This window comes from Arthrobacter sp. NPDC089319 (assembly GCF_040684925.1).
Classification (GTDB): Bacteria; Actinomycetota; Actinomycetes; order Actinomycetales; family Micrococcaceae; genus Crystallibacter.
The window spans coordinates 385,407-402,954 of record NZ_JBFBGZ010000002.1; the positions used below are offsets into that span (position 1 = coordinate 385,407).

At 69.2% G+C, this 17,548-nt stretch carries 12 protein-coding genes; all 12 read right to left on the bottom strand.

Annotated elements, in window-relative coordinates; translation table 11 throughout:
• Window positions 1–60 precede the first annotated feature (60 nt).
• Complete coding sequence (locus tag AB0N75_RS04605) at window positions 61–2,013, bottom strand: DUF6541 family protein (protein ID WP_364645767.1); 1,953 nt, start codon at window positions 2,011–2,013, stop codon at window positions 61–63.
• A gap of 397 nt (window positions 2,014–2,410) precedes the next feature.
• A complete protein-coding gene (locus AB0N75_RS04610; RefSeq protein ID WP_364645770.1) occupies window positions 2,411–3,199 on the bottom strand; it encodes a DNA-formamidopyrimidine glycosylase family protein in 789 nt (262 codons plus the stop codon).
• Complete coding sequence (locus AB0N75_RS04615) at window positions 3,192–8,228, bottom strand: DEAD/DEAH box helicase (protein ID WP_364645773.1); 5,037 nt, start codon at window positions 8,226–8,228, stop codon at window positions 3,192–3,194. Before AB0N75_RS04615 ends, AB0N75_RS04610 begins: the two co-directional genes overlap by 8 nt.
• A 74-nt stretch (window positions 8,229–8,302) precedes the next feature.
• Entirely contained in the window at window positions 8,303–8,965 is a 663-nt protein-coding gene (locus AB0N75_RS04620; protein ID WP_364645775.1) for a DUF4232 domain-containing protein, read from the bottom strand.
• 81 nt (window positions 8,966–9,046) lie between these two features.
• The gene (locus tag AB0N75_RS04625) at window positions 9,047–9,775 is read right to left on the bottom strand and encodes a YcnI family protein (RefSeq protein ID WP_364645778.1); all 729 of its coding nucleotides are present in this window, start codon (window positions 9,773–9,775) and stop codon (window positions 9,047–9,049) included.
• 72 nt (window positions 9,776–9,847) lie between these two features.
• On the bottom strand, window positions 9,848–10,456 hold the full coding sequence (locus AB0N75_RS04630; RefSeq protein WP_364645781.1) for a hypothetical protein: 609 nt from the start codon (window positions 10,454–10,456) through the stop codon (window positions 9,848–9,850).
• Between the two features lie 2 nt (window positions 10,457–10,458).
• Window positions 10,459–10,926, bottom strand: coding sequence for a 23S rRNA (pseudouridine(1915)-N(3))-methyltransferase RlmH (locus AB0N75_RS04635; RefSeq protein ID WP_364645784.1), 468 nt, complete (start codon window positions 10,924–10,926; stop codon window positions 10,459–10,461).
• On the bottom strand, window positions 10,923–11,765 hold the full coding sequence (locus AB0N75_RS04640) for a thioesterase family protein (RefSeq protein ID WP_364645787.1): 843 nt from the start codon (window positions 11,763–11,765) through the stop codon (window positions 10,923–10,925). Before AB0N75_RS04640 ends, AB0N75_RS04635 begins: the two co-directional genes overlap by 4 nt.
• Before the next feature lie 67 nt (window positions 11,766–11,832).
• Window positions 11,833–13,401: a hypothetical protein gene (locus tag AB0N75_RS04645; RefSeq protein WP_364645790.1), complete on the bottom strand. Its 1,569-nt coding sequence runs from the start codon at window positions 13,399–13,401 to the stop codon at window positions 11,833–11,835.
• A gap of 8 nt (window positions 13,402–13,409) precedes the next feature.
• Window positions 13,410–15,842: a transglycosylase domain-containing protein gene (locus AB0N75_RS04650; RefSeq protein WP_364645793.1), complete on the bottom strand. Its 2,433-nt coding sequence runs from the start codon at window positions 15,840–15,842 to the stop codon at window positions 13,410–13,412.
• 298 nt (window positions 15,843–16,140) lie between these two features.
• Window positions 16,141–17,142, bottom strand: a complete 1,002-nt coding sequence (locus AB0N75_RS04655; protein ID WP_364645796.1) for a hypothetical protein — start codon at window positions 17,140–17,142, stop codon at window positions 16,141–16,143.
• Entirely contained in the window at window positions 17,139–17,486 is a 348-nt protein-coding gene (locus AB0N75_RS04660) for a PadR family transcriptional regulator (RefSeq protein WP_364645799.1), read from the bottom strand. The genes AB0N75_RS04655 and AB0N75_RS04660 overlap by 4 nt, the downstream gene beginning before the upstream one ends.
• Between the last annotated feature and the right edge of the window lie 62 nt (window positions 17,487–17,548).

Sequence of the window (17,548 nt, forward strand, 5' to 3'; positions counted from 1 at the left end):
TGACCGACGCCCGCGAACGGCACCAGTATGGAACGGGCTCTGGGTTGGAACCGGAACGGTTCAGGGACAACCGGTGATCTGATAGAGCTTCGCATCGCCTTCGGAGTCCACCAGTTTGAAGCCGTTGGCCTCGGTCAGCTCCTGCAGGCCCGGCACCGAGGATTTCTCGCCGGGGTGGACGGAACGGTCGCCGAAGTCCAGCACGAACTGGACGTTTTGTGACTCCACGGCAGGGCAGACCGCCGGATCGGTCCGCATCTCGTCCAGCTTGTCCATGATCAGCTTGCCCTCAACGCTGGGGGACGTGGTTCCCGAAGGGACCAGCGCCCGGCGGCCGGTATAGGCGTAGGACAGCGAGGCCCCGGTCAGCGGGTCACCGGCGATCACAGCATCTTCGGGAACCCGGTCGGGGATCCGCTTGATCAGCGCGAGCTCGTCGAGGGTGAGCAACTGCGAGCGGTCCGAAAACCGGTACTTGGCGGCGGCTTCCGAGATGCCTCGCTGCACCGCGAACAGCGGCACTACCGCGAGGCTGATGACCACCAGCACGCCGGTGGCGGCGGGGCGGATCCACGCGGGCGCCTTCTTCTCGCGGCGGGCCAGCGAGGCCCGGAAGAAGGAGCGCGCCGTTCCTGCCAGCGCCACACCGCCGATGGATGCTATCAGCAGGCCGGCTACCGGGAGCATGGCGCTGATGCGGAAGAAATCGTTGTACCAAATGCCGGCCACCCACCAGCGCAGGGCGGGCACCGCCTGCAGGTTGCCGATCACGTACAGGGCAGCGCCCACCGCATACATCCCCAGCGCAAAGCGGTTTTTGCGCAGGTTGAACACGACGGCGGCGCCCACGATGGTCAAGATGGTCGCCAAGATGGAAATGGGCCGGCTAAGCGGCGAATTCAGCAGCACCTCGCCCAGTGCCGCCGCTGCATTGCCCATGTTGTCCCAGTTGGCGCTGCTGCTGCGGGCCGGGCGCAGGGTGATCCACAGCGCCACCAGCACCACCAGAAAGGCGCCGGTGCCCAGCCAGGCGCGCAGCCGCCGTCGTTGTTCTGTGGCGCGCAGTGCCGGGTAGGCGGCCGCGACGACCGGCGGCACGGAGAGCGCCAGCAGCCCCATGATCGTGGCCGGATGGGACAGCGCCATGCCCGGCAGCAGCCCGATCAGCAGCAGCACGTTGCCTTCGGTGGACACGCGGGTGTGCACGCCCAGGCGGAGCAGCTGGAACACCACGCCCAAGGCAGCCGGCAGCATGGCGATGGAGAGCATGAACGGATAGACGACGCCGAATTCCAGCAGCAGGTAGGGGAAGCTGCTGTAGGAGAGCGAAACCACGGCAGCGACCAGCAGCGGCATGGTGCGCTCGCCGGTGATCCGGCTGACCATGAACAGGCAGCCGGTGCTCCAGATACCGGTGATCAGCACCAGGTTGGTGATGTTGATGGCAGACGCCGGCTGCAGCCCGGCAGTGATCATCACTAGCGAGACCACGTCGTGCCAGCCCGCCGGGTAGAACACGCCCCGGTCGGTGGTGCCCAGATAGCCCAGTGTCAGCGAGGAGGCGTTGCCCGAGTCGGAAATGTAGCGCAGCGCGTTGAGATGGAAGATGTTGTCGTGCGACTGCGCGATGTTGTCGGGGGCACCGAAGATAAAAATCATTGCTGCGGCCAGCGGCACCGCGGAGACCGCCCAGGCCAGCGCCACCGAGCGCCAGGGCGCCGGGACGTTCGGCCTCTCGGGATCCCGGTGCAGCCGGTGGCCCAGGCTGCGGCGGAGCAGCCAGAGCATGGCGGCGACCACTACGGTGACGGCCAGCAGCTGGGGCCAGGCCCAGCGCAGGCCGACCAGACGGCCGAGTTCGGCGGCGAGCACGATGGCGGTGACGCCAAACGGGCCGGCCAGCGCCACCAGCGACAGCCGGCGCAAGCCGAGCACGGCGCCCCACAGCAGGCCGGGTCCGAAGACGAGGACGATGGCCACCAGCACCGCCGGAATCGTCTGCAGCCAGCTCATGGGCCCCCTTCGTCTGTTGTCGTCACCATATTACGGTTCGTACCGCGCAGCCGAAGCCGCGACGGCCCACAAGGCTCTTCGCGAGCCTTCGGGGGCCGGGCAGATTTAGGAGGTCGGGGGAGACGCTCGCGGCAGGGGTGGGTCCTCCAGCGCGGGCCGCTCCACGAGGTCTGGGGAACGCGCCGAGATATCCCCCTGCAACCCCCGATCTGGACGCCATGTGGTGATCTCTTCGCGACGTCCGGGGTTGTGGAAGGTGATCTCGACGGCAGCCCCTGACCTGGGGCGCCGAGGGCCGGCGCTGGGGCGCCGAGGGCTGGCGCAGGGGCGCCGGGTTCCGGCATAGGCCTGCCAGGCGGCGGCCAAGAGGCCTCCGCGAGCGCGTTATCCAGCCCCATCAGGAAGCGAGCGGCTGGCAGTGCGGGCAGAAGTAGACGTCGCGCTGGTCGGCCTCGGTATTGCCCTGGAGGTCGTGGGCGATCGGGGTACCGCAGCGTCCGCACGGACGGCGGGCCCGTCCGTAGACCCAGAACGATTCGCCCCGGGCGGGTGACCCGATGGTGCTGCGCCTGCTGCGATCCTTATTGACCTCCAGCAGCTGCTTGGACTTCAACACCATGGCCGGGAGATCCGGCACCTGGCCCACCGGCGTGGACGGGTGCACCCGGGCAATGAAACAGAGCTCGCAGCGGTAGACGTTGCCGATCCCGGCGAGATTGCGCTGATCGAGCAGGGCCAGCCCGATCGGCCGGTCGGGCTCCTGACGCAGCCGCCGCAAGGCTTCGTCTGCGTCCCAATCCGGCCCGAGCAGGTCCGGGCCCAGATGCCCCACCAGTTGGTCCTCGTCGGCCCGCGGCACCACGTCCAGCGCAGCCAGCGCGAAGCCCACCGCCGTCGTCGTGCTGGTGGAGAGGATGAGGCGGGCCTGGAAGGCGGGTTTCCGCCAGCGCTCGCCGGGCTGGTAGATCTGCCAGCTGCCGTCCATGCCCAGATGCGAGTGCACGGTCAGCGCGCCGACCCGCATCAGCAGGTGCTTGCCGCGGGACCGGACCTCGTCTACGCTCTGCCCGGACAGGTCCAGCGTGGCATAGCGCGGCACCCGGAAGTCGCTGCCGGTCAGCGCCTGCCCAGCCAGCGCCGCGTGAAGTCGCCGGGCAGCTCGCCAGACGGTGTCGCCCTCAGGCACGGAACCTCAATCCCCGCGGAGTGGAATAGAAGCCGGCGTCCATCAGCGCGCGGGCCAGCGGCGTGTCCAGGATGGGGCCGCCATTGACCTTCTCCACCGCCATCTTGTCCGCGGCGCCGCGCCGGATCACCTGCACCAGGGCCCGGCCGCACATCGCCAGCAACTCCTCGTCCTCGGTGAAGGCCAGCAGCGTCTTGCCGCCGCGTTCGGAATACAGTGCCAGCTCGCCGTCCACCAGCACCACCAGGGCGCCTGCCTTGCGCCCCGGCCGGTGGCCGGATTCCTGCGCGGGCCAGGCCAGCGCCGCGCCGTAGGGATTGGCGGGGTCGGTCGCGGCCAACGCCACGGCCGACGGCGCCTGCTCGCCCAGTTGCGCATCGCGGCTGAAGGAACGCAGCCGGTCCACCGTAGGGGAGACAGCGAACTGGGCCGCCCCCAGATGCTCTATGAAGTAGCCGCGGCGGCAACGGCCGGTCTCCTCCAGCTTGCCCAGCACCTTGTACATCAGGCCGAAGCCGCCAGGCACCGATTCGGCGGCCACCGAGCCGCGGGTGACCACGCCGTAGCGGTCCAACAGCAGTTCGGCGGTGGCGTGTGCCCGCACGGTGGGATCGACCTCCGGCGCCGGCAGCAGGGACCAGCGGCCGGCGGCGTTCGGCGGTGCGGTCCGCGGCCGGCCCGCGGCGGCGTCCGCGGCGGCCCCGGTGCCCGGACGCAGGCCGACCCCGCTTAGTCCGTGCATGCGTCCGATCCGTCCCAGCCGCGCCGACCGGGACCGCGGCGGCGCGTTGCGCTGCCGGTGGGCCGTGGTGCCGCCGGCCAGCAGCGTCCGCACCGGGGCGAACGTGTCGTTGGTGATCCGTCCGGCCCATAGTAAGTCCCACAGCGCGCTGACGACGGCGTCGTCCCCCGGCCGGGTGCCGTTGGCCGCCAGCACATCGGAGAGCTGCCGGAAGAAGTAGGCGCCGCCGTAGCCTCCGGCGCCGGAGAGTGCGCTCAGCAGTTCGTACTGCAGCACACTGGGCTCGAAATCGGATTGCGGATTCAGCGTCAGCGGGGCGGTGTCCGCCAGATGGAGACTGATCCAGCCGTCGTTGCCGGGCATCGAGCCCGCACCGGCGATCAGGATTTCGCCGGTGGCGGTCAGCTCGTCCAGCATGGCCGGCGCGTAATCGGACACGCGCGACGCCAGGATGAGCGGTTCCCATGCCGACGCCGGGATGGGAACCCCGGAGAGTTGGTCCACCACCGTGACCACGCCGTCCAGCCCGCGCAGCTTGGCTCCGACGTTCTGCCAGGCCGGGAGGAACCGACCGTAGGTAGCCGGGTCAACCGGTTCGACTTCCCGGCGCAGCGCCGCCAGAGATCGGCGGCGGATCTTGCGCAGCACCTCGACATCGCACCACTCGGTCTGGCGTTGGTCCGGCGCACCGGTCGGAGCCCGTTCCCCGTCGGTCGCGGTGCCGCCGTCGTCAGCGTCCGGCGCGCCGCCGGGGCGGAATTCGCCTTCCACCACCCGGCCGTCCTTGAGCAGGCGCTGCAACGCCGTAAGCACGACGGCGGGGCCCAGCCCCAGCCGGCGGGCGCACTCGGCGGCGGTGAACGGCCCGTGGGTGCGGGCGTAGCGGCTGACCAGGTCGCCGAGCGGGTCGGCCACCGGCTCGATGAAAGCCAGCGGCACCCCCACCGGCAGCGGGACGCCGAGGGCATCTCGCAGCCGGGCGGCGTCTTCCACCGCGGCCCAGCGCTCGAAGCCGGCCACGCCCACCTTCAGGACGCGGTTGGCCTTGGCCAAGTCGGCCAGCAGGGGTTCGACCTCGGTGGTTGAAGGAGGCGGGGCGGTTCCGGTGGTCGATGGAGGCGCGCCGGCGCCGAGTAGAGACCCGGTCTCCACGCGCTCGCTGGCGCTCGCTTGGTCGACCACCGGGGTGGTGCTCGCTTGGTCGACCACCGGGTGGTCGTTTTCGGTGGTCGATGGAGGCGCGCCGGCGCCGAGTAGAGACCCGGTCTCCACGCGCTCGCTGGTGCTCGCTTGGTCGACCACCGGGCCGGCAGGCTGGACGCGGGCGGCGATCTCCGCCGTCGTGAGCGGCCCCAGCAGGCGCAGCAGGTCCGCGATGCCTTCCGCGCCCTTGACCTTGCGGTCCTCGGTGAGCCGCTGCAGTTCCTGTTCCGTCTGGGCGATGATGCCCTCGTCCAGCAGCTCGCGCAGTTCGGCGCGGCCCAGCAGGTCGTTGAGCAGGCCCGGATCCAGGGAGAGCGCAGCCGCCCGGCGTTCGGCCAGCGGGGAGTCGCCCTCGTAGAGGAAGCTGGCCACGTAACCGAAGAGCAGCGAACGCGCGAACGGTGAGGGCTGCTGCGTGGTGGTCTCCACCAGACGCAGCTCGCGGCGTTCGATGCCAGCGGCAATGTCCCTGAGCGCGGGCAGGTCGTAGACATCCTGCAAGCACTCGCGCACCGTCTCCAGGATGATCGGGAACGTCGGATACTTGCGCGCCACATCCAGCAGTTGGGCCGAGCGCTGGCGCTGCTGCCAGAGCGGGCTGCGCTTGCCCGGGTTCTGCCGCGGCAGCAGCAGCGCACGTGCGGCGCATTCGCGAAAGCGCGAGGCGAAGAGCGCCGAACCGCCCACCTCCGCGGTGACAATCTGGTCCAGTTCCTCGGGGTCGAAGAGGAACAGCTCGGCACCGGGCGGCTCGTCCTCCATCATCGGCACGCGCAGCACAATGCCGTCGTCGGCGGCCATCGCGGAGCCGTCCAGCCCGTAGCGCTGATGCAACCGTGCGCCGACGGCAAGCGCCCACGGAGCGTGGACCGGCATGCCGAACGGGCTGTGCAGCACCACCCGCCAGTCGCCGAGCTCGTCGTGGAACCGCTCCACCACCAGCGTGCGGTCGTTGGGAACGTCGTTGGTGGCCTGCTGCTGTTCGGTGAGATAGGCCAGCAGATTCCCCGCGGCCCAATCGTCCAGCCCGGCCCCGGCCAGCCGCTCGCGCGCCGGTTCCTCAGCGGTACCGGACAGTTCCCGGACAAAACGGCCCAGCGCGCGCCCGAGTTCCACCGGCCGCCCCAACGAATCGCCTTTCCAGAACGGCAGCTTGCCCGGCTGCCCGAAGGCCGGCGAGACCAGCACCCGGTCATGGGTGATGTCCTCGATCCGCCAGCTGGTGGCGCCCAGCGCGAAAACGTCGCCCACGCGGGACTCGTAGACCATCTCCTCGTCCAGCTCGCCGACCCGGCGGCCGCCTCGGTTCTTCTCGTCCTCGGACCCCACCAGGTAGACGCCGAACAGCCCGCGGTCCGGAATGGTTCCTCCGGAGGTCACCGCCAGCCGCTGCGCGCCCGGGCGGCCGGTGATGGTCCCGGCCAGCCGGTCCCAGACGATGCGCGGCCGCAGTTCGGCGAACTCGTCGCTGGGGTAGCGCCCGGCCAGCAGGTCCAGCGTGGCCTCGTAGGCGGAGCGCGGTAGCGTGGCGAAGGGCGCGGATTTGCGCACGACGTCGAACCATTCCTCCACATCGACGGCACCGAGCGCCGTGGCCGCCACGGTCTGCTGGGCGAGGATGTCCAGTGGGTTCGCCGGGATGAACAGCGGCTCGATCCGGCCGGCGAGCATCCGCTCCACCGTGACAGTGGTGTTGACCAGGTCCTGCCGGTGTTTGGGGAACAGCACGCCCTGCGAGGTTTCGCCGACCTGGTGCCCGGCACGGCCCACCCGCTGCAGGCCGCTCGCGACCGACTGCGGTGATTCCACCTGCACCACCAGGTCCACGGCACCCATGTCGATGCCGAGTTCCAGACTGGAGGTGGCCACCACGCAGCGCAGCCGGCCGGACTTGAGGTCGTCTTCGATCTCGGCGCGGGCTTCCTTGCTGACCGAGCCGTGATGGGCGCGGGCCAGCACCATGTCCGCCCCGGACATCGATCCGGCCTGCGCCATGATCTGGGCCGGCGGCTTGGTCTCGGTAGCGGTGACGGTACCGGACCCGGAGTCGGTGCCCTGGCCGGGTGCAGTGTCCCAGACGTCGTCGCCGGCCAGGGACAGGGCCTGGCGTTCGCTCCAGATTTCGTTGAACCGGGCAGTGAGCCGTTCGGCCAGTCGGCGGGAATTGGCGAAGACGATGGTGGACTGGTTCTCGGCGATCAGGTCGACGATCTTCTCTTCGACATGCGGCCAGATGGACGCCGGCTGCGCGCCCGGGCCCAGTTCTTCCTGGCTGGGCGAGGCCAGCGCCGTCATGTCCTCCACCGGGACGGTGACCGTCAGGTCCCACGACTTCTTGGCGGGCGGGGCGACAATCTCCACCGGTGCGTTGCCGCCCAAGAAGCGGGCAACGGTATCCAACGGCTCCACCGTGGCGGAGAGACCGATCCGCTGGGCCGGCCGCGTCAGCACCGCGTCCAGCCGTTCCAGCGTGACCGCCAGGTGTGCGCCGCGTTTGGTCCCGGCCACGGCGTGCACTTCATCGATGATCACGGTGTCCACCGAGGCAAGGGTCTCCCGTGCTTTGGACGTCAGCATCAGGAACAGCGATTCCGGGGTGGTGATCAGAATGTCCGGCGGATGCGTGAGCAGCCGGCGGCGCTCGTTGGCCGGAGTATCGCCGGAACGGACGCCCACGGTAATAGACGGGGCGGGCAGTCCCAGCCGTTTGGCGGTCTGGGTGATGCCGATCAGCGGCGCGCGCAGGTTCCGCTCCACGTCCACGCCCAGCGCCTTCAACGGGGAAATGTAGAGCACACGGGTGCCGCGGGATTCCTGTTGGCCGCCCCGTCCCCGCTTGCGTGCCGGCTGCGGGGCCTCGAGCGGAAGCTCCGGTTCTGCCGCCGCGGTGGAGATGAAGGTGTCCAGCGCCCAGAGGAAGGCCGCCAACGTCTTGCCGGAACCGGTCGGCGCCACTACCAGGGCGTGGGAACCGGCGGAGATGGCGTTCCAGGCGCCGGTCTGCGCGTCGGTGGGCGCGCTGAACGCACCGGCGAACCACTCGCGGGTCGCCGGACTGAAGCGTTCGAGCACAGACGTCGTCATACCGATGGTTTGAGCCTAACGCCCGGCGCCCACAGCGTGCAGTTCCGCGGCGGCAGAACCGGCTACGGGCCCGGCTAGGGGGCCTGGACCGTGCCCACCGTCATCAGCACCACCGAGTCGTCCGAGCAGCCGACGGTCTCCTGCTCGGCGATCAGCGAATCCTTGCGGTTCGGCGGGTAAACCTTGACCCCCGCCACGTCCGTGAGCCCACATTCTTCGCCGTAGTTCTGTGCGTTGGTCTGCCGCAGCTGCGCCGCGGCGGTGCCGCCCGGCGTCAGCGTGACGGTGACCTTCTTGGCGTCCGGGTCCCGGTCGGCCGGGGCGCCGACCTGCTTGCCCTTGGCATCGATGTAGGAGACACCGGGGTAGCCGGCCAGCGTGCAGGACTTGTCGCCGGTGTTGGTGAGCACCAGCGTGCGGTAAACGCTGCCCGCGGCGCCGCCGCCGGGTTCGGTTTCAATGGCAGCGGCCAGTTGGCCGGCGCTGCAGGACCCGTCATCGGTGCCGGCATCGGCGCCGCTGCTGGCCTCCGGCGACGCGGCGGGGCTTTCGGTTTCCGTGGCGCTTTCGGTCTCCGGCGCCGGTGCAGAGGACGACGGCGATGCGCTGCCCGCCGGCCCGGCGGATGCCGGTGCGGTGCCGGCTCCCGGCCCCGTTTGGCCGCAGCCGGCCAGCAGCATTGTGGAGCCAACGAAGAGGGCCGCGGCGGCCGGCCTCAACCGGAAACGATTCATCATGCTCACATTAAACACCTCCGGCCGGTGGTTGTCCGCAACGAACATCCCACCGGCCGGAAGGCGGCACTACATCTCTACGGATCAGCCCTTCTTGCGCGTCCTGGCCAGGGCGGTGACGCCGGCCGCCAGGCCCAGTACGCCGGCGCCGAGTCCGGCCCAGCCGGCCACCGTCGCCGCGTCGGCGCCCGATGCTCCGCTGCCCGACGCTTCGGCGGCCTGCGCATCATCGGAGGCACCGCCGTCGTGCCCTCCGTGGCTCTCGGCGGAAGCTGCGCCAATCACGAACGAGGGGGCCGGGGACTCCAGGTCATGCGGGTCCTGGCCCTCCGCCGGGAGTTCGGCCCAGTTGGTCTCGCCCTTCTCGCAGGTCTGCAGGACGGGGAAGGCCAGGGTCTCGCCGGCGGATTCGGGCAGCAGCACCTGCAGCTGCAGCGTGTCGCGCAGCCCGTCGGCCACCGGTTCCTTGGCGGTGTAGACAATCTGGCTGACCCGCTCGGTCACGGTGGCTCCGCTGTCCAGCGTCTTCGGCGTATCGAGGGTTTCGCTGACCTTCTCCACGTCCCAGCCGGGGTGCACGGTGGGCGTGGCGTCGTCCAGTTGGTCGGGCAGCGAGATGGCGATCTTGCTGGTCGGCGAGCCCTCGCAGCCGTGGGCGAAGGCGAAGGTCAGCACCGAGCTGCCGCCGGCGGCGTTGTCCTCCGGGGTGACACCGACATGCGCGGAGGCTGCGCCGGCGCCGGCGGCCAGCAGGCCGGCAGTGGCTCCGGCGGCGAGGACGGAACGGAGGGAAGTGCGATGGATGGTTTTCACTAGGGTGCCTTTCAAGAGGCGCTGGGCAGGATGGGCCACAGCACCGGAAGAAGTGGGAATTCACAACGGGCGTCAGCCCGGAAACGGAACACTCACCGGCACCGGTGGTCCGCGCAGCGGCACCACCGTGACCCGATACGCGGTGTGCAGGGGCACCGGACCCTGCTCCGAAAGCGGCAATGACGCACGGACGGGCGCCGCGGGGACGGCGGGCAGCTGGACCAGCGGACGGAGCCAGGCGGCCAGCGCCCAGAGCGCGGCCTCCCCGCCGGCCAGCATCAGAGCGGTCAGCGCGGTGGCCAGCAAGTGAGCGGCGAGCATGCCCGGCGAATTGCCGGCGTGCGATGCGGCCACACAGTCCAGCGCCACGGCCGCATGGCCGGCATGGCCCGCGTGGCCGGCATGTTCGGCCACTCCGGACGGCGCGCACTGGACCGTGCCGAACAGTTCAAAGGCTTGGTGCAGGGCCAGCTGCCCGCCGGCGAGGACCGCCAGGATGGTTCCCGGTTCCAGCCTGCGCCCGGCCAGCATCATCACCGGCAGCCAGGTCAGCGCGCCCAGTGCCAGGACGACGGCGGGGGGCGGCAAGGTGCCGCCGGCGGCGGTATGTGCCGCGGCGGCGAGGCAGAGCACCGCGGCAGCCACGACTGCCGACCGGCCGAAGCGCAGGGCGTTACCCATGGTCACTCATGGTGGTAGGGGCGTCCGCCGGCAATCTCCTGGGCGCGGTAGAGCTGCTCCATGACGATCAGCCGGACCAGCTGGTGCGGAAAGACCAGTTTGGACAGGGACCAGACAAAGTCTGCGCGGCGGTGGACCGAGTCGTCCACGCCGTAGGCGCCGCCGATGATCAGCGTGACGTTGCGGGAGCTGTCCAGCGGCTGCTGAAGGGTCCGCGCCAGCGTGGGCGAGTCAATGTTCTTGCCGCGCTCGTCCAGCAGGATCACGAAGTCGTTCGCGTGCTTGCCGGCGAGCTTGGCCAGCAGGGTTTCGGACTCTTCCCGTCGGGCGGCATCATGCTCCCGGGAGGAATGCGGAATGGGCTGCCAGGTGACGTCGAAGGGCTTCTTCATCCGCTTTTCGTAGCGGTCGATTCCCTCCGCCACCCACGCCTCGTGCTTGCGTCCGATGGTGAGGATGCGCAGGCTCATCCGCCGGCTGCCGGGAACTTGCGGACGGTCAGGATCTGCGCGGCCCGGCCCACCGGACCCTGCTCATCGAACAGCTCGGTGTCGGTCATACCCACACCGCCGGCGCCGAAGGTGACCCGGGTATCCAGGCCGGTCCACTCGCCGTGCGGTTGGCGGAACAAATGGATGGTCAGGTCCAGGTTGGGGAACATGTACTCTCGCGGGTCCTGCCGCACGGCCACGCCGTTCGCGGTGTCCACAATGCTGACGAAACGGGCCAGCGGGTGGACGTCCTCGCCCAGCACCAACGGATGCAGCGGACGCGCCCACACCGTGCGGTTGCCGGGCCCGCGGTCGGCGATGGTACGGAACTCGGTGGCGCGGATGAAGCCTCCGTCCCAGACGCTTTGCATGGGCGCCGGCGGGCAGCCGTCCGGGCGCGGCAGGCCCGGATGCTCGGGCCCAGAGACGTCCGCAGTGTCGCCGGACAGCAGCCGCCAGGCCTGGGCGCGGATAGCGGTGCGGCCCTGGGCAGTGAAAGTGGCCTCCAGCAGTTCGATGGTCCGGCCCGGACGAAGCACCCGGGTCTGGATCTCGAACTCGCCGCCGTGGATGATGCCCAGGATCTCGAAGTTGATCCGGCTCATCACCATCTCCGCGCGGGGATGGTTGCGCAGCAGTTCGTGCACCATCAGCCCCGACGCCGGGGCCATGTGCTGTTCGTGGTCGTTCCACGCGCCCTGGGAATGCAGCGTGGAATGGAAGCGGCCGCCGTCCAGGCGGACGTAGTACGCGTCCGGGACCGCACTTCCGTCGGCGCCCAGGTGCTCAACGGCGGCTGTGGCAGTGGAATCGACCATGCCACCACTCTAACTAAATCCGAACGGGCCCATGGGCGTGCGAACTCGGCGGGCGTAACGCTGTTCTTTAGCGCTGGTCTTTCGGGCGGGGATCGGCAGGGGTGGCCGGTGCGGTAGGTTCGGCCGGGGCCGCCCAGTTCAGGATGTTCGGCGGCTGGATCGCCGCGTCACAGTCCGCCTGCGCAGGCTTAGCGGGCGGCTCCGGCGGGTCCTCGTCCTCGTCTTCCGCTTCGTCCACGGCGTCCTGATAGTCCCGCTCCGCTTGGCGGTAGTCCTGCTCTGCTTCACGGTTGTCCGCTTGGCATTGGGCCAGGGCGTCGCGGTAATTGGCCTGGGCGTTGTCCCGGCGGGCGAAGAAGGTCGAGCGTTCTGCCAGTGCCTGCTGGTAGACGGCATAGTCCCTCCAGTAGTCGTCCCACTGTGCCGCGATCTTGTCCCAGGCCTTGTTCACCTTGGCCACGGCGGTGGCGTAGTCCTTGTACTCCTTCACCTCCGTTCGGTACTGGTCGTAGGCGGCCCAGTAGTCCAGCACGCTCTGCTGCCATTTTTCGACGCCGCCGGCCAGCTTCTCCTCCGCGGCACTGGTGCGTTCCCGGTTGGCTAGCGCAGCGTCTTCGGCGTCGAACGGCACCGGCGCCATCCCGGTGAAGCTCCAACCGCAACCCGGGCCGGCTGGGTCATCGGCCAGCACCCTGACCTTGGCCGAGGTAGCGGGTTCGTCCGCCGGACTCTTGGGCGGCTTGGGCGCCTTCCGGGCCTCCGGCATCAGCGGCCAGACGGGATAGCTCGGCTCAGCCGCCGGCTTGGCGGCCTTGACCTTCAGCGTGGGAGCCGGCATCGGCACCGCGCGCTCGCCGTCGCCGGCCGGTGTCTGCGGGGGTGAAACAGTGCGGATGGCCACCGTGCTGGTGCGGGTGAACGGCTTGTAGTCGTCCGTCGACCAGGGGGAGCGGGCGGCGTCGCCGGCGTTGGACTGCTGGTCGGCGCAGACGCCGTCCAGCGTGCCGGCCAGGTTCTTGTCGAGCTGCTTGGCCAACTTCCGCAGCTTAACGTCCGCCTTGCCCACCACGAACGTCAGCACGTCCCCGCGCCGGAAAGTCACCACCTGCATGCTGCGGCCGCTCTTGTTGGTGTAGTCCCGGTGCGCCTGGACACCGGGTGTGTCCAGATCCTCGCCGTCGACGTCGACCGAACTCCCGGCACAATCGGACGCGTTATCCAGCAGGTCATCCATTGCCTCGGCGCCAAGGCCGGCAGTGTAGGCAGCGCTGACCACCTGCACGCGCACCTTGCCCACCTTGAACGAACGCGCCAGCGCCACGGACGGGGCCGCCCCGACATCGCACGAGTACGGCACCGGCAGCGCCACTCCTTGCTGGATCGGTCCGTCCGGCTTCCACGTGGCGGGCGGTTCATCCAGCAGCGCGGTCAGCGACGTGGACGCCGGGCTGTCCGCGAGCACGGCGCTGATCGCCACCGGGGACGCGGCCTCGGCCACCGCCTGCGCCGGTTCGCGGGGGAGGACCATGGGCATGCCGGACAGCTGCAGCGCCGCCAGTCCGGAGGCGGTGATGGAAGCCAGGCAGAGCGCGCCGACGGCCAGTGCAACAGTCGGATGCTTCTCGAAGATGGACATCGGGACTCCTACGGCTGTCCGGGGACCGTGATGGCGGTGTTGCTGCCGGCACTGAGCGTGATCTTCACTTCCTGCCGGAAGGCCAGGCTGCTGCCCGGCGGGGCCGACTGTTTGGTCACCACGTTCTTGCCGATTCGCGGATCGGGCTTGGTGGTCTTCTGCGCGATCACCGGCACCAGGTTGTTGCGCAGCAGCACCGTAATGGCCTCGTTGACACCCAGTCCGCGGAGATCGGGCATCGACCGCGACGCGGCCACGCTGCTGCTCAGCGGATCCGCCTCCGGCATCGGCTCGGCCGGCAGGCCCTTGTGCAGGCCCTCCATGGTGTCCTTCCACACCGGGCCGGCCAATTCCGAGCCGGTGAGGTCGCGGAAGGTCTTCCCGTAGGCCTTCACCGTGGTCAACGGGTGCTGCGCGCCGCCGCGCGGATCACCCAGCCACACCGCCGTCGCATACTGCGGCGTGACGCCCACAATCCAGTTGGCGGCGAAGTCGTTGGTGGTACCGGTCTTGGCGCCGGCCTTGCGGCCCTTCGGCATGCCGAGCACGCCCAAGGTGCCGGCGGGGTTGAATGGTTCCTTGAGGGCGTCGGCTACGGTGGCCGCCACCGAGGGGTTGATGGCCTGGTGGCAGCCGGCCTCGGGAACCGGGATTTTCTCCCCGGTGTCGCTGCGGATGCCTTCGGTGATGGTGACCGGCCGGCAGAGCACCCCGCCACTGACGAACGTGGAGTAGGCGTTGGCCATTTGCAGCGGCGAAATCTCGTACGCGCCCAGAGCCAGCGAGGCCTCCTTGCCGTGCAGTTTCTTGGTGGGGATGGTGGTGATGCCCAGCTTCTCGGCGAGCTCGGCCACTTCCTTCACGCCGGTCCGCTCGATCAGCCGAATGAAGTAGACATTCACCGACGCGCGGACGGCCTGGTAGGCATCGATATTGCCGTAGTTCTTGTTGCCGTAGTTGTGGAAGCCGCCCGGCGGGTTGTCCAGGCGGGAGTAGTAGGGGCCGTTGGCCAGCAGCTTCGTCCGTGGCGAGATTCCCTGCGACAGCGCCGTGGCCAGCACGATCGGCTTCATTGCCGAACCCACTTGGAAGGGGCTGTCCGCGAAGACCACTTCGGTCTTGCCTTTGCCCTCGCCCCACGCACGGTTCTGCACCACTGCGGCAATATGCCCGGTGCCGGGTTCCACGACGGCGGTGCCCAGCGCCACGCGGTTCTTGTTGCCCATCGCTTTGCTCACCGCTTTTTGCGCCGCGGCCATCGCCTTGCGGTCCATCGCCGTGGTCAGGGTCATCCCGCCCCGGGAGAGCCGGTCGGCGCGTTCTTCCTGGGTCTTGCCGAAGGCCGGATCGGAAAGGATTTCGTCCCGGACCAGGTCGCAGTAGAACGGGTAGTCGGAGTCGGCGCAGCCGGACGGCATGGAGCCCGGGTCAAGGCCCAGCCCGCTCTGGCGTGCTGCTGCGGCTTCGTCTGGGGTGATTGACCCGCGGCCCTCCATCACGTTCAGCACGGTGTTGCGGCGGGCAAGCGCACGGTCCGGGTAGGTCATCGGATCGTAGTAGACCGGCCCCTTGAGCAGGCCCACCAGCAGGGCCGACTGCGGCAGGTTGAGTTTGTCCGCCGTCGTGTTGAAGTAGATCCGGGCCGCGGCCTGGACTCCGTACGCGCGGTGGCCGAAGTAGACGGCGTTGACGTACATGTTCAGGATCTGGTCCTTGTCCAGCCTGTTTTCCAGCTGGACGGCGTACTTGGCCTCGCGGATCTTGGCGTTGTAGGTCTCGCCCACCGCCACCGACTGCTCGGTTTCGTCCCGCGCGTTGTTGACCAGGATGTTCTGCACCAGTTGCTGGGTGATGGTGGAGCCGCCCTGGCGCTCGCCGCCCACGGAGTTGGTGACCATGGCCCGGGTGACCCCCATCGGGTCCACGCCGTGGTGTTCGTAGAACCGTGAATCCTCGGTGGACAGCAGGGTATCCCGGAACGTCTCCGAGACGTGGTCCAGGTCCACATCAATGCGGTTCTCGCTGTAGAAGCGGGCGAACTCCTTGCCGTCCCTGTCCAGCAGGACCGTGTGCTGCGGCAAGGCGGTGTCCAGCGGCAACTCGCCCGGCAGTTCCTCCCATAGATCCAGCACGGAGTCGGTGGCTGCCGAGAAGGCGATCGCCCCCGGCGCAACCAGGGAGCCGGCGCTGAGTGCCACCACGGCGACTGCCCCGGCCCAGGCGGCGAAACGCAACGCGGGGCCGTGCCGGCGGGCCGGTGGAACAGGCGCAAGCATCTCGTCCAGGCACACCGTGTCTTTCCGGCGGCGCCACCACGGTTTCCGAGTACTGCGCAACGGTGCGGGTTCCCGGTCAGGCGGCGCCGGTGCTTGCCCGGCAGCAGCCGTCCGTTCCTCCTGGTTGGCGTCGTCGTCCTCCGAAGCGGCAACTGTTTCGTCCACCTGCGGTCCTCCGTCCCCCTGAGCAGGCCCGGACGTCCCCCAACGTCACTTCCCAACCTGCCGACGAATTACCTCCAGGAAGCCGCTTGGTTCACGCCGCCGCAACCAGAGGTGGTCTTAGCGTACGGCTTATCCGCCGCGCCGCAACCCCTTTTCCGGGCGGTTTACGATCGCTGCCGAAATGTGACGCAAGCCGGTTTTTGTGACTGATGTGAGAGCGCCAAAATCCCCGAAAAGCATTGACAGGGCCGCTGCCCTCTACTAGACGCAGCGGCCCTGTCGGCGGGAGAAGCGGGCGCTAGCGGGGCTCCGCCGGGCGAAGCGACCTGGCCACGCGGTAGGCCTTGACCGTGGCCAGCTGGTCCCACACGGTCACCGCCCAGATGAGTACGACGGCGATGCCCTGGTACCAGCCCGGCTCACCTCCGGAGTCGGTGAAGAGGGCGGGGTCGAGCACCTCCTGGCTGAGGAAAGCCACGGTCAAGAAAACCGCGAAGGCAACGTCGGCCGCCATCATCGTGGCGAGCAGCGCCGTCGACCATCTGCCGGAGGTAAGCCGCCAGATCTCGATCAGCGCCAGCACCAGCAGGAAACCGAGGTAGGCCGGAATCCAGCCGTCCCACAGGGCCGGGTTCAGGAATCCGCCACCGTTGTTGAGGTGGCCTACGTAGAAGAAGGAGGTCGGCAGGAAGGGGAGCAACGCCATGACGGCAAGGACCACCAGCGAGGCGATCGGCTCCGGCCGGGCGATCTCCCGCACGGGCCGTTCCCGGACCAGGTCGGCAACGGTCCACTCGGACCGGGCCGCCGGTGCCGTCAGTTGGGCCTTGTCCTTCTCCGACAGCATGCGCTCGGCCAGTGCCAGCAGCACGGTGACCACGGCAATGCCAATCAGGACCGCCAGGATGCCGTTGCCGACCATCGCGCCGATCATGCCGCCGATCGCCGGCTCGGGAGTGGCCAGAAGGTAGACCAGGGCGTTCACGGCCAGGGCCGAGACCGCCACGATCGGCAGCAGCCACGCCATCAGCCGGGTGAAGACGGGGAAAAGTTCGGGCCCGATCACATAGCGCGGCGACTCGTTGTAGCGCAGGGCCAGACGCGAGGGGTCGCCGAGTTCTTCAAGGGCCGCCCGCTCGGCCGCTTCGGCGGAGGCCGGCGACGCGTAGCCATCCGCGGAAAGCCGGGCGTCGGCCATGTCGGACAGGGTGGCGGTGATCTCGCGGGCAATGTCCGCCCGGTTGCTTTCGGGCAGGCGGCGCACCACCTGGGCGACGTATTTTTCGGTCAGGGAGCTCATTCGGAATCGTCCTTCCACAGTGTGGTCAGGCTTCTGGTGAGGGCGGCCCATTCGTCGCGCAGTGAATCGGCCATCTGGCTGCCGAGGCCGGTCAGCGTGTAGTACTTGCGCGGCCGGGCCTCGTCGGTGTTCCACTCGGCCTTGAGCAGTCCTTGTTTCTCCAGGCGCCGCAGCAGCGGGTAGAGGGTGTTCGCCTCAATCTGGAAACCGGCGTCGGCGAGGGTGCTGAGCAATGCGTATCCGTACCGCGGCGTCCGGCAGGCCGCCAGACTCGCCAGGACGATGGTGCCGCGCCGCAGTTCCTGCTCATGCGTGGCCAGGGTGGCGGCATCATCAGTATCCATGCGCCACACCATAGTGTGTGACACACACTAATGCAATGGGTCTGCCCTGGGAGTCGTTCCCG